The 12934-nt window shown below is 65.3% G+C and carries 8 protein-coding genes; 4 read left to right on the top strand and 4 right to left on the bottom strand.

The genetic code is table 11. The features are described from left to right. Window positions 1–45 precede the first annotated feature (45 nt). Complete coding sequence (locus ACIQ3Q_RS08585) at window positions 46–1410, top strand: sigma-54-dependent transcriptional regulator (protein WP_396268652.1); 1365 nt, start codon at window positions 46–48, stop codon at window positions 1408–1410. Next, window positions 1388–2818 carry a sensor histidine kinase gene (locus tag ACIQ3Q_RS08580; RefSeq protein ID WP_396268651.1) on the top strand — a complete coding sequence of 477 codons (1431 nt, stop codon included), beginning with the start codon at window positions 1388–1390 and terminating at the stop codon, window positions 2816–2818. The genes ACIQ3Q_RS08585 and ACIQ3Q_RS08580 overlap by 23 nt, the downstream gene beginning before the upstream one ends. A 51-nt stretch (window positions 2819–2869) precedes the next feature. Here ACIQ3Q_RS08580 and ACIQ3Q_RS08575 read toward each other — a convergent pair whose 3' ends face one another. The 4 genes from ACIQ3Q_RS08575 to ACIQ3Q_RS08560 form a co-directional block, all read right to left on the bottom strand. Then, on the bottom strand, window positions 2870–4210 hold the full coding sequence (locus tag ACIQ3Q_RS08575) for a glutamine synthetase family protein (RefSeq protein WP_396268650.1): 1341 nt from the start codon (window positions 4208–4210) through the stop codon (window positions 2870–2872). A 92-nt stretch (window positions 4211–4302) separates the two neighbouring features. Next, window positions 4303–5472, bottom strand: a complete 1170-nt coding sequence (locus ACIQ3Q_RS08570; RefSeq protein WP_396268649.1) for an FAD-dependent oxidoreductase — start codon at window positions 5470–5472, stop codon at window positions 4303–4305. A gap of 54 nt (window positions 5473–5526) precedes the next feature. Further along, entirely contained in the window at window positions 5527–9087 is a 3561-nt protein-coding gene (locus tag ACIQ3Q_RS08565) for an indolepyruvate ferredoxin oxidoreductase family protein (RefSeq protein ID WP_396268647.1), read from the bottom strand. A gap of 235 nt (window positions 9088–9322) precedes the next feature. Then, complete coding sequence (locus tag ACIQ3Q_RS08560) at window positions 9323–11491, bottom strand: EAL domain-containing protein (protein ID WP_396268646.1); 2169 nt, start codon at window positions 11489–11491, stop codon at window positions 9323–9325. 241 nt (window positions 11492–11732) lie between these two features. Between ACIQ3Q_RS08560 and ACIQ3Q_RS08555 the strand changes: the two genes are divergently transcribed. Next, window positions 11733–12275, top strand: coding sequence for an Lrp/AsnC family transcriptional regulator (locus tag ACIQ3Q_RS08555; protein WP_396268644.1), 543 nt, complete (start codon window positions 11733–11735; stop codon window positions 12273–12275). A 107-nt stretch (window positions 12276–12382) separates the two neighbouring features. Beyond that, on the top strand, window positions 12383–12934 hold the full coding sequence (locus ACIQ3Q_RS08550; protein WP_396268642.1) for a hypothetical protein: 552 nt from the start codon (window positions 12383–12385) through the stop codon (window positions 12932–12934).

Here is a 12934-nt window from a genome sequence, read left to right as displayed (position 1 = left end):
TGGCCCTGAAAATGCCCTTATGCTCGCCCTCACTTTTGAGATCCTATGCGCAGCGTTCTGATCATTGACGACAACCCCGGTGTGGGCGAGGCCCTGAGCCTGCTGCTGTCCTTGCAAGACATCACGGCCCATTACGCTGCCAGCCCGGAAGCCGGCTTGGCCCTCTTGGCCCGAGAGCCCGTGGACCTGGTGATTCAGGACATGAACTTCCGCGTAGACACCACCTCGGGCGAGGAGGGCGTAGCCCTTTTTCGCGCCCTGCGCGCGCGCTGCCCCGATCTGCCGGTGATTTTGTTGACCGCCTGGACGCGGCTGGAGAACGCGGTGGAGCTGGTCAAGGCCGGTGCGGCCGACTATCTGGCCAAGCCCTGGGACGACCGCAAGCTTTTGGCCACGGTGGAAAACTTGCTGGAGTTGGCGCAGAGCAATCGCGATTTGCAACACCAGCGCCAAGAGCGCCAAGCACGGCGCGATGCCCTGGCTGCCCGCATCGATTTAGGTGGCCTGGTGTTCGCGTCCGACGCCATGCTGGCCACGCTGGAGCTGGCGGCGCAAGTGGCGCGCACCGAGCTGCCGGTGCTGGTCAGTGGGCCCAATGGCAGCGGCAAAGAGAAAGTGGCGGCCATCGTGCATGCCAACTCGGCCCGCCGCAGTGGGCCCTTCGTTGCGCTGAACTGCGGCGCGCTGCCAGCCGACTTGATCGAGGCGGAACTCTTCGGCGCCGAGAGCGGCGCCTTCACCGGCGCGCACAAGGCTCGCGAAGGGCGCTTCGAGGCGGCCCATGGCGGCACCTTGTTGCTGGACGAAATCGGCACCTTGCCGCTGGCCGGTCAGGTCAAGCTGTTGCGGGTGTTGGAGACGGGCCGTTTCGAGCGCCTGGGCTCCAGCCGCACCCGTGAATCAAACTTGCGCATTATCAGCGCCACCAATGCCGACCTCAAAGCCATGGTGGCGCAAGGAACTTTTCGCGAGGATTTGTACTACCGCCTCAATGTCTTTGAGCTTCGCCTGCCCGCCCTGGCCCAGCGCCGCGACGACATCCTGGCCCTGGCCCAGCATTTTCTGCATGAGACGCGAGCCCAGCTTTCGGACGCGGCGCGCGAGGCCTTGCTGTCGCACCGCTGGCCGGGCAATGTGCGTGAGCTCAAAAATGTGATGGCCCGCGCCGCCTTGCTGGCGGGGGAGGGGCTTTGGATCACGCCCATGCATCTGGGCTTGGAAGCGGCGAGCGGCGCACTGGTGGGGCTTGCCCCGCCGACACGCAATCTGGACGAGCCCAGCCGCGAGGCCGTGCTCGCCGCCCTGAGCCAGCATGGCGGCGTGGTCAGCCGGGTGGCCCAGCAGTTGGGTTTGTCGCGTCAGGCCTTGTACCGGCGCATGGAGCGCTATGGTCTGGACCAAGGTGCCTGATCTGTTCAGCTTCAGCCTGCGGCAGCGTTTGTTGCTGCTGCTGATGCTGACGGCTGCTCTGGCCTTGGCCGCTCATGCCGCCATCGCTGTGTGGCCGCTGCCCGCCGCGCTGGCTTGGGCGCAGCAGCATTGGGGTTGGACTTGGGCTGCGCCACCACCCTGGAGCCTGGCTTCTCTGGGCTTGAGCCTGGCCCTGATCCTGCCTTTGCTGCTGATCCTTTCCGCGCGGTTCATGGCGCCGCTGCTGCGCTTGCTGCGGGCCTTGGAGGGCGCGGTGCTGAGTTACCGGGACGGCGACTTCAGTCTCTCCATCAACGCCACCGGCCCGGAGGCGCGGGGCGAGTTGGGTGACTTGCTGCGCTTGCATAACGAGTTGGGAGTCGCGCTGCGTGAACAACGCCAGCAGCTGGCCCAGCGCGAACTGCTGCTGGACACGGTGGTGCAAAACACGCCCCTGGCGCTGCTGCTCTGCGACGAGCAAGGCCGGGTGGCCTACGCCAATATCGCGGCTCGGGCTCTGCTGGCAGGGGGCCGCAGCCTGACGGGTAGCCTTCTGAGCGAATGGCTGGCTCTGGCCCCCGAGGCCATGCGCAGCGCCTTGGCGGAGCGCCAGGATCAGCTCTTCTCGATCGAGGAAGGCGGCATGGAGGAGCGCTTCCATCTCTCGCAACGCGAGATTGTTTTGCAGGGGCGGCCGCATCGCCTCTTACTGCTGCGGCGCATGACCCATGAGCTGTCACGCCAGGAGGTGGCGAGCTGGAAGCAGGTGATCCGCGTCATCAGCCACGAGCTCAACAACTCGCTCGCGCCCATTTCTTCGATGGCGCACAGTGGGGCGGAGCTGTTGCGGCGCGGCCAGACCGAGCGTCTGCCCCAGGTCTTGCAGAGCATTGGGGCGCGGGCCGGTCATCTGCACCAGTTCTTGTCGGGCTATGCCCAGTTCGCCAAGTTGCCTCAGCCGCACCTGGAGGCGGTGGATTGGTCGGTGATTCTGGGTAGTCTGGCTGCGCATCAACGCTTTGTGCTGGAGGGGGAGTTGCCCAGGCGTGGCGCGCGTTTCGATGCCGGTCAGATCGAACAGGCCTTGATCAATCTGATCAAGAACGCCCATGAGGCGGGTGGACCCGCAGAGCAAGTGAGCCTGCGCGTGGAATGCCCCAGCCGCCAGCACCCGCAGCAGCTGCGCCTGATCGTTTCCGACCGAGGCTGCGGCATGAGCGAGGCGGTGTTGAGCCAGGCCATGCTGCCGTTTTACTCGACTAAGCGCGGCGCAGGTGGTCAGGCCAGCGGCACGGGCTTAGGCCTGGCCCTCAGTCGCGAGATCGTCGAGGCCCATGGCGGCCGAATCACATTGGCTAAGCGCGAAGGTGGCGGGATGTTGGTCAGCCTGGTCCTACCGCTGCGCTAGCCTCCACTGGCTGTGGCCAAAGTCCTTTGGCATCGGAAAACGCCGCTCGCCTCACACCTGCGGCAACAAAAACCGCCGCTCCCACGCGCTGATCTCGCGCAAGTAGCTGTCGTGCTCCATGTGCTTGACGGCCAGGTAAGCACGCACGAAGTCGGCCCCTAAAAGCCGGGCGGCGTGGGTGCTGTGTGCCAGTTGGTCGTGGGCCATCAGAAAGCTGCGCGCCAAGGTGTGGGCCTGGTCGTAACCATTGCCTTCAATCGGCGCGCTGGGGGCCAATTGCTCTTGCATGCCAGCCAACCCGGCAGCCAGTGAGGCCGCAATGGCCAAGTAGGGGTTGGCGTCGGCCCCGGCAATGCGGTTCTCCACGCGCCGGGCCTCGGGCCCGCTCAAGGGAATGCGCAGGCCGGTGGTGCGGTTGTCGTGGCCCCAGTCCAGGTTAATGGGGGCTTGGCTGCCCGTCACATAGCGCCGGTAGCTGTTCACGAACGGTGCGTAGATCAACATCAGGTCCGGCCCATAGGTTTGCAGGCCACCCAAATAGTGGCTGAACGCGGGCGTGGCGCTGCCGTCTGCCGCGCTGAAGACATTGCGGCCCTGGGCGTCGACGATGCTCTGGTGCAGGTGCATAGAGCTGCCCGCCTCGCCCGAGAGCGGCTTGGCCATGAAGACGGCGTTGAGCCCGTGTTTGAGCGCCACTTCCTTGGCCGCCATCTTGAACAGAAAGGCCTGATCGGCCACGGCCAGCGCGTCGCCGTGCAGCAGGTTGATTTCGTACTGGGTCGGGCCGACCTCGTGGATCCAGGTGTCGGCGTGAATGCCCAAAGCGTCGATGGCGGCATGGAATTCATCCCAAAAAGGCGCCAGCTCATTGAGCATGTTCATGCTGAAGGCCGACTGCCCCACCTCGGCCCGGCCGCCTCGGCCCACGGGCGCGCGCAAGGCCTCAGCAGGGTCGGTGTTGGCGGCGGTCAGGTAGAACTCAATCTCGGGGGCGACCACAGGCGTCAGCCCCGCCTGAGCATAGCGCGCCAGCACGGTCTTGAGCACCGAGCGCGGCGCAAAGGCGCACAGCTCGCCGCTCATTTCCACGCAATCGTGGATCGCCATATAGCGCGGCACGCTGGCCCAGGGCACGGGCTTGAGCGTGCTCATGTCGGGCACCAGGCGCACGTCCGGGTCGGCGTCCGGGAAGATGGGGTCGTAGGAGTACTCGCCCGTCACGCATTGCATGGGAATGGCCTGCGCAATGCGCAGCTCCTGCCCTTTGGCAAAGCTGGCGGCTGGCATGAGCTTGCCGCGGGGGTAGCCCGAGACATCGGGGAACAGGCATTCCACGTCGCGCACGCCTTCGGCGCGAAAGCGTTGGGCGAGGTCTGAAGCAGCGTCGGTCATGCAGCGGGGCTGCTCGTCAGGGAGCAGTGTGATGGAGAGGTGCCCATGCTGACACAAGTTCGGCCCGCTGCGCGGGCGGCCACGTCAGCCCTTCAGGGGGGTGCCCCACCCAGCGGCGGCAGCATGTTCCCCGACACCAAGGCCGTCAGCACCTGCTTGATGCCCGGCAGTTGGGCGCACGGTGCCAAGACATGGTCGCGCAGCAGGGGCAGCACGCGGCTGCCCGACTGGTACATGGGCGTGAAGACGGCGCTCATGGCTTGGTAGCTGCGCACATGCCAGCGCCGCATCGCGGCATAGCGGGGCAGGGCTTGCTGCAGCGGGTGGTGTTGCAGGGCGGTGAACAAGGCCAGGGCATCGAGCAGCGCCATGTTGGCGCCTTGGCCCAATTGCGGGCTGGCGCGGTGGGCGGCATCGCCGATGAACACCAGGCCGGGCTCAAACGGGCGGCGCAGCGTGCCATGGGCATAGCGGGCCGGGGTCATCTGCGCGGTGTCGGTGATTTGCGTGATGAAGGGGTGTAACTCAGGCCACAGGGCCAGGGCTTCGGCTTGCCATGCGGTGACATCGGTCTGCGCCCAGCCGTCCAAGGCGCTCGCGGGCATGGACCAAAACAAGGCAGCGCGAGGCTCAGGCTCACCGGGCAGGCGCCCCACAGGCAGCACGCCCACCATGTGGCTGGCGCCTTGATAGCGTTGGCGCAATTCATTGAAGGGCAGGGCGGTATCACTGGGCCAGCGCACCGTGCCCCAGATGGCGCCATAGCCCAGCGGCCGAGCGTGCAGGGGCGACAGGCGCGAGCCCGCGCCGCTGGCGTCCACCACCAGGTCCACGGCCTCCAAGGCCTGGCCCTGGGCGTCGCGCAGCACCCGCTGGCCGCCCTCCAGCGTGGCGCTGTGGATGGCGGTGCTGGTGCGCACCGGCACGCCTGCGGCTTGCGCAGCCTGCCACAGCACCTCAAACAGGGCCGAGCGGTGCAAGGCCAAGCCCGGCTGGTGGGGGCGGTAGGCCACGTCCAACACCGAGCGGCCTTGAGGCAGATGCCCTTGCATGCGCACGATGGGCGCGCCCATGGCCCGGGCTTGATCGCCCACGCCCAGGTGGTCCAGCACCGCCAGCCCGACGGGCTGGATCACCAGCCCCGAGCCCACCGGTCGAGGTTGATCAAAGCGTTCCCACAGGCAAACTTGGTGCCCAGCCCTTTGGGCCAAGGTGGCCAGGGCCAGGCCACCAATGCCTGCGCCCACGATGGCGATGTTCATCTGCTCCCCAACGATCTCAACACAATATTGTGGCGCGAGACCGATGGGGTAGGTTCAGGCCGCCTTGCGCTGGCTCGCCCCGCTCTGCCATTGGTTCATCAAGGCTTGCCATTGCGTGCGCACGCCAGCCAAGTGGCGGGCTTTGACATGGCCATAGCCGCGGATGTTCTCGGGCAAGCGGGCGATCTCCAGGGCCAGCGGCAGCTTCTCGGCGTTCAGGCCTTGCAGCACGGTCTGGATGGCGTCGCGGTACTCGCCGATCAGGGCGCGCTCGGTGCGGCGCTCTTCGGTGCGGCCGAACGGGTCCAGCGCGGTGCCGCGCAGACCTTTGAGCTTGGCCAGCAGGCCAAAGGCGCTGCGCATCCAGGGGCCGTAGGCCTTCTTCACCAGCTCACCTTTGTCGTTGGTCTTGGCCAGCAGCGGCGGGGCCAGGTGGTGCACCAGCTTGAAGTCGCCCTCAAACTGCGCATTCAGCTTGGCCAAGAAGCTGGGGTCGGTGTGCAGGCGGGCGACCTCGTACTCGTCCTTGTAGGCCATCAGCTTGAAGAGGTAGCGGGCCACGGCTTCGGTCAGGCGGGTGCTGGACAGCGGCGCTTCGGCCGCGCGGACTTGCTCGACAAAGCTGCGGTACTGGGCGGCATAGGCCTCGTTCTGGTAGCCGGTCAAGAAGTTGACGCGCTGGGTGATCATGTCGTCCAGGCTGGTGCGCTTGACGAACTGGATCACCTGGGCCTTGGCGAACAGGGCCTTCACAGCGGCCAAGTCATGGGCGCAGCGACGGCCCCACTCGAAGGCAGCCTTGTTCTTTTCCACCTGCACGGCGTTCAGCTCCATGGCGCGCATCAGCGCGGCGTGGCTCAGCGGCACCCGGCCCTTTTGCCAGGCAAAGCCCAGCATCAAGGGGTTGGTGTAGATGGAGTCGCCCAGCAATTGGATGGACACCTCTTCCGCATCAAAAGCGGCGAAGTGCTGCGGGCCCACGGCCGCCGCAATCGCGGACTCGCAGGCCTCTGCGGGGAAGCTCCAGTCCGCGTCCAGCACAAAGCTGGCGGTCGGCGTGCGGTGGTTGTTCATCGCCACAAAGGTGCGCTCGGGGTGCATCACCGACAGCGTGGTTTTGTTGGCGGTGGTGATGGCCTCGCAGCCGATGATCAGGTCGGCCTTGGCCGTGTCCACCTTGGTGGTGTGGATGGCCTCCAGCGTGTTGGCGATCTGCACATGGCTCCAGGTGGCGCCGCCCTTCTGGGCCAGGCCCGCCGCGTCTTGGGTGATGATGCCCTTGCCTTCAATGTGCGCAGCCATGCCCAGCAACTGGCCAATGGTGATCACGCCCGTGCCGCCAATGCCAGCCACCACAATGCCCCAGGCTGTGTCGCAGGCGGGCAGGGTGGGCTCGGGCACCGGGGGCATGGCGGCCACGCCACCTTGGGCGGGCTTGGCCTTTTTGAGCGTGCCGCCTTCCACCGTCACAAAGCTGGGGCAGAAGCCTTTGACGCAAGAGAAGTCTTTGTTGCAGGTGTTTTGGTTGATCTGGCGCTTGCGGCCGAACTCGGTCTCTAGCGGCTCGACGGAGACGCAGTTGCTCTGCACGCCGCAGTCGCCGCAGCCTTCACAGACCAGCTCATTGATGACCACGCGCTGCTCGCTTTCGGCCATGGTGCCGCGCTTGCGGCGGCGGCGCTTTTCAGTGGCGCAGGTTTGGTCGTAGATGATGGCCGTCGTGCCCTTGATCTCGCGGAACTGGCGCTGCAGGGTGTCCAGCTCATCGCGGTGATGCACGGTGACGCCGGGCAGCAGGCTCACGCCCTCGTATTTGCCGGGGTTGTCGCTGACGATGATCAGCTTGGCCACGCCCTCGGCCGTCAGGCTTTGCATGATCTGCAGCACCGTGTGGCCTTCAGCGCGCTCGCCCACGCGCTGGCCGCCCGTCATGGCCACGGCGTCGTTGTAGAGGATCTTGTAGGTGATGTTCACCCCCGCCGCAATGCTTTGGCGGATGGCCAGCAGGCCAGAGTGGAAGTAGGTGCCGTCGCCCAGGTTGGAGAAGATGTGATCTTCTTTGGTGAACGGCGCTTGGCCCACCCAAGGCACGCCCTCGCCGCCCATTTGCGTGAAGGTGCTGGTGCTGCGGCCGGGCATCCAGCTGACCATGTAGTGGCAGCCAATACCCGCCACGGCGCGCGAGCCTTCAGGCACGCGGGTAGAGGTGTTGTGTGGGCAGCCCGAGCAGAACCAAGGTGTGCGATCACCCGTCTTGACCTCCAAGGTGGCCAGCTCGCGCTCCTTGGCTTCGATGACGGCGACGCGCTGGTCCATGCGCTGGGCCACATCGGCGGGCACGCCCAGCTTCTTCAGGCGCTTGGCAATGGCCTTGGCGATGATGGCCGGGGTCAGGTCGGCCTTGGCGCGCAGCAGCCAGTTTTCGCTGGGGTTGGGGCGGCTCCACTCGCCGCCGGTGTTGTCACCCTCGGCTTCTTCAAACTTGCCGATCACATTGGGCCGCACATCGGCGCGCCAGTTGTACAGCTCTTCCTTGACTTGGTACTCAATGACCTGGCGCTTTTCTTCGACGACCAGAATCTCTTGCAGGCCTTCGGCAAAGTCGCGCGTGATGGTGGCTTCCAGCGGCCACACCACATTGACCTTGTGCAGGCGCAGGCCAATGGCGCGGCAGACCTCATCCGTCAGGCCCAGATCGGCCAGGGCTTGGCGCGTGTCGTTATAGGCCTTGCCGCTGGAGATGATGCCGAAGCGGTCGTTGTGGCCTTCAATGACGTTGTAGTTGAGCTTGTTGGCCCGCACATAGGCCAGGGCCGCGTACCACTTGTAGTCCATCAAGCGGGCTTCTTGCTCCAGGGGCGGGTCGGGCCAGCGGATGTGCAGGCCACCGGCGGGCATCTGGAAGTCTTCGGGCAGGAGGATCTTCACGCGGTTGGGCGAGACATCCACGCTGCTGCAGGACTCGACCACCTCCTGGATGGTCTTCATGCCGGTCCAAACGCCGGCAAAGCGGCTCATGGCAAAGGCGTGCAGGCCCATGTCCAGAATGTCTTGTACGCTGGAGGGGAAGAAGGTCGGGAAGCCGCAGGCCTTGAAGACGTGGTCGCTCTGGTGCGGGGCGGTCGAGCTCTTGGAGACATGGTCGTCACCGGCAATGGCGATCACGCCGCCATGCTGAGCCGTGCCGGCCATATTGGCGTGCTTGAACACGTCCAGGCAGCGGTCCACGCCGGGGCCCTTGCCGTACCAAATGCCAAACACGCCGTCGTGCTTGGCTTTGTCTTTGTACAGGTCGAGCTGCTGCGTGCCCCAGACGGCGGTCGCACCCAGTTCTTCATTCACGCCCGGCTGGAAGACGATGTGCTGCTGGGCCAAATGCTTTTTGGCGGCCACCAGGGCCTGGTCGTAACCGCCCAGCGGCGAGCCCCGGTAGCCGCTGATGAAGCTGGCGGTGTTCAGGCCCACGGCGGCGTCGCGCACCCGCTGCAGCATGGGCAAGCGCACCAAGGCCTGCACGCCGCTCATGAAGGCACGGCCCTCGGGCAGGGCGTACTTGTCGTCCAGGGTGACTTTTTCCAGGCTCAAGCGGATGGAATCAGGCAGCGGTGCGTTCATGGTGTTTGTCTCCGTGAGGTCGCGCAGGCCGGGCGCACGGGAGACAGGCTTGTGACCCGGCCGCAGCCCCACACCTGCGTTAAGGGCGTGTGGGCCAGAGTGTAGGCTCAAGCAGGCGACAGGTGCTTTCTTTCGATTGCTTGCCTAAGCAACTGATAGCAATGTTGTTGCCATTTAACTCCATTTTGAGAAAGAATAATGCGTCGCCATCGGGGTTTCGGGTAAACCACGAGGTTCAGGCTGGGGCCTGAACCCGTGCCAGGTATGCTGGCAGTTCTGCGGCAGGCAGCGCTGGGCTGTAGAGCCAGCCCTGAAAGAGGTCGCAGCCCAAATCTTGGAGCAGATCACGTTGGTCTTGGTGCTCGACGAACTCGGCCACAACACACACTCCTTGCGACTTCCCCAAGCGGGCGACGGCCCTGATGATGTCTTGATTGACCGGGTTGTCCAGCACGTCGCGCGTCAGGCGGCCATCGAGCTTGATCGAATGCATGCGAAACCGCTGCATGTAGAGCAGCGAGGTGCAGCCCATGCCAAAGTCGTCCATGGAGAGTTTGAGATGCAGCGCCTCCAGCTCGGCCAAGGTGGCGTCGGCCTGCTGCGAGGAGGAAATCATCCGGCCCTCTGTGATCTCCAAGTCCAGCGAAGGCGCATCCAGTCCATGGCTTGAAAGCGCTTTGCGCACCACGGTGACCCACTCCGGGTTCTCGAGTTGAGTGGGCGACATATTGATGCCCACCACAAAGCCACTCCAGCCGGCACGCCGCCAATGGGCCAGGTCAGCGCAGGCCTGGTTGACCACCCAGTGACCAATGGTGTGGATCACATCGCACTCCTCGGCGATGTTGATGATGGCCGCCGTGGGGATGGGGCCATGGACGGGGTGGCGCCAGCGCAGCAAGGCCTCCACCCCCACCACCTGGCCCGCTGCATCATGCTGTGGCTGATAGGCTAGCGCAACGTTGGGGCCACCCAGGTCGTGGCGGAAGTCCTCTATCAGCGCTCGGGCAATTTCGCCCAGGTTGTCGGGGCGCTCCAGCAGCTTGGCGGGGGCTTGCGACGGCGTGGTCAGGAAATCCAGTGCTGCGCTCAAGGTGCGTTGGTTGCGCCGCAGCCGTTGAGCTTCCAGGCGCTTGAGGTAGGGCAGATAGATCAGCACCGAGCTGACCAGCGCCACCGCCTGCACCGCCGCCCCAGACCAGGAGTTGGTCATCACATAGCCCGAAATCAATATGGGCGTGGACCACACGGCGGCTTGCCCGTTCATGGCCATGCCCGCCCACTCCACGGCTGCCACAGCGATCAGGCAGTTGATGGCGGGCGCGGCGATGAACGGCACCAACAAGGCCCGACCGAACACCAAGGGGATGCCGAAGAGCAGCAACTCGTTGACATTGAGCAGGGCGGGCAGTGCAGAGAACAGGGCCAGTTTGCGCAAACCAGCGTCTTTGCAGCCCACGAGGCAAGCGAGGATCAAACCCCAAGTGGCGCCCGCGCCGCCCAGGTGGGCAAAGGCATTCACAAACGTGGGGCTGGCCGCGTTGGCGGCGTAGAGGACGGCTGGATCGGCGACATAGGTGGCGCCTGAAGCGCCTAGGCTCAAGAACAACTGCCCGCCATTGATGCCGACCAGCCACAGCATCTGGTTGACGATGACCTGCAGCAGGTTCATCAGCCATGCGCCGGGCAAGTGGGCTTGCAGGCTTTGATGCAAGGGCTCTACTACAGCGTGCAGCAGCCAGGGCCCCAGTAGACCGCTGAGGCCCTGGTGGGCCAGATAGATCAGGACCAAGACAATAGCGGCTTGCTCTGACAGCCTGAGGGCCTGCTGCAGCGGCACGCCGGACTCCAACGCGTTCAGGCCTTCATGCCGCGGCAGCCAGCGGCTGGCCCAGTGCATCAGCTCGGCGGTGGCTAAGCCGACCAGCAGGCCTTCCAAGATATGCATATAGCCCAGGGCATTCATGGTGCTGGGCTGGGTGGGCAAGACCACCAGCATGAAGCCGGCGGCCGCAACGGCGGCCACGCTGGCTTGCGGGGCTTCGGCGCGTGCGGCGCGCTCGGCCAGCATGGCCGACAAGCGCATCGCAATGACCATGGCGCTGGCCAAGCCCATGATGCCCATGGTGGCGTTCAGCGTCAGTGTGGCAACCGTGCCCCACTGTGCGCCAAAAACATGGCTCATCCAATCGTTATAGCCCCTGATCGGCAGGTAAGCCAGCACATTGGCCATTGCGCCCAAGAGGGTGAGCGGCAGCAAGGCCACAAAGCCCTCTCGGATGGCATGGGCCCACAGGCGGTGGCGCGGCAAACGCCGCGCATCACTGGGCACGTGCAGGTCCAGCAAGGTCGAGTCCGGCGGATCTTGCGCTGGCGCAGCGCTGAGCAGGGAAGAATGGGGCATCGGTGTGTGCAGTAACGCAAAGCTCGGGCACTCACGGCCAGGGCCTGAGATGCGCTTGCGGGAGTGAGCAGTTGGCACGCTTTGGCGGGGTACGCCGAGTTGCCAGTCTGTCTTCACGCCCCGTTGACTACGGTTTTTATGGGTATGCCGCAATCCTATACTAGCTGCTCGACCGCCCTGCGCCTAGCGGACATCTGTCCCTACAGCGCTCATTGACCTGACCACATGGGGCTTTGCAGCCATGACTCACAGCATCACGCCGCCCCAAGCCCTGACCTCGGTCGCGGCTGCATCTCAGCTGGACCGCTATGACATCGCCATCTTGGGCGTGTTGCAGCGCGACGCACGGATCTCTAATGCGGATCTGGCGGCGGCCATCGGCCTGTCAGCGGCCCCCACCTGGCGGCGGGTGCGGAGGCTCGAAGAGCTGGGCGTGATCACCGGCTACCGGGCCGAGATTGACCGACGCAAGATTGGCCTGGGCGTACTGGCCTTTGTGCGGGTGGATTGCGAGCGCGACAACGCCGAGGCCATGCGCGCCTTGGAGGCGGCCATTCGCGACCTGCCCGAAGTCATTGCCTGCCACTACATCAGCGGGGCAGGTACGTTTGAGCTGCAGGTGCTGGTGACTGACCTGGATGCCTATTCACGTTGGACCATGGACACGTTGTTCAAGCTGCCCAATGTGAAGGACTTGCACACCAGCTTCTCCTTGGGCGAGATCAAGGCTTCAGCGGCCCTGCCTCTCGGCCACTTGCTTCCAATGGGCGAGTTACCCAAGTAGGAGCGGCTCAAGCGCTCCGCCTTGCCGCCGATATCAGGCGCATGAAGCGTCTTCTTTGTTGGGTCCCGCTGTGGGCGTCCTTTGCGGCTGTGGCACAACCTTGTGAGGTGCCCGCGGCCCCTAAGGCAGCTAAGGTGCTGGCTGCGGAGTCCTTCCCGCAGGTGCGCCTGCGCCTGGAGTTGCGCGACAGCCTGCCCGGCGGCACCTCAGACACCGTGGTCTCCACCAAGGCGGGTGCTGGGCGCTCCGTGCTGACCTTGTGGACCGAAAACAACCAGGGGCTAGAAGCTCGGATGAGCTTGCAGGCGCCGACGCCGCAGGCGGAGCTGCACTGGATGTGGTCGGCGTCGCAGGGGGCGGTGGTCACACCGGCGGCCCCCCAAAGCCCTGTTTCACCTCAGGTGCGCTGGTGGTTTTGCCCCACCTGGCCCGGCGGCACGGCCTTGGTGCGTGTGAGCTATGAAACCCCCGCCACCGATGCCGCCGCCTTCAGCCCGGCGCGACCCGCGCTGCGCGGCCACATCAGCGTGCCAATGGATGAATGGGTGCCGCTGTGGGCGCCGCAGGCCGAGCCGCCCAGGACGGGTGGCGACACGGTGTGGCGCAGCACCCATGCCGCACCACTGCCGCGCCTGGACATGCGCTGGCGCCGCGAATAG

This window comes from Ideonella sp., assembly GCF_044358605.1.
Taxonomy (GTDB): domain Bacteria; phylum Pseudomonadota; class Gammaproteobacteria; order Burkholderiales; family Burkholderiaceae_C; genus Ideonella.
The sequence above is the reverse complement of the archived record's forward strand: the minus strand, read 5'-3'. Positions and strand labels throughout refer to the sequence as shown.

Excerpts from the sequence above, each read along its gene's own strand:
- ACIQ3Q_RS08585 (WP_396268652.1), top strand. The coding sequence starts at position 46 with ATGCGCAGCGTTCTGATCATTGACGACAACCCCGGTGTGGGCGAGGCC.
- ACIQ3Q_RS08580 (WP_396268651.1), top strand. The coding sequence starts at position 1,388 with ATGGTCTGGACCAAGGTGCCTGATCTGTTCAGCTTCAGCCTGCGGCAG.
- ACIQ3Q_RS08575 (WP_396268650.1), bottom strand. The coding sequence starts at position 4,210 with ATGACCGACGCTGCTTCAGACCTCGCCCAACGCTTTCGCGCCGAAGGC.
- ACIQ3Q_RS08570 (WP_396268649.1), bottom strand. The coding sequence starts at position 5,472 with ATGAACATCGCCATCGTGGGCGCAGGCATTGGTGGCCTGGCCCTGGCC.
- ACIQ3Q_RS08565 (WP_396268647.1), bottom strand. The coding sequence starts at position 9,087 with ATGAACGCACCGCTGCCTGATTCCATCCGCTTGAGCCTGGAAAAAGTC.
- ACIQ3Q_RS08560 (WP_396268646.1), bottom strand. The coding sequence starts at position 11,491 with ATGCCCCATTCTTCCCTGCTCAGCGCTGCGCCAGCGCAAGATCCGCCG.
- ACIQ3Q_RS08555 (WP_396268644.1), top strand. The coding sequence starts at position 11,733 with ATGACTCACAGCATCACGCCGCCCCAAGCCCTGACCTCGGTCGCGGCT.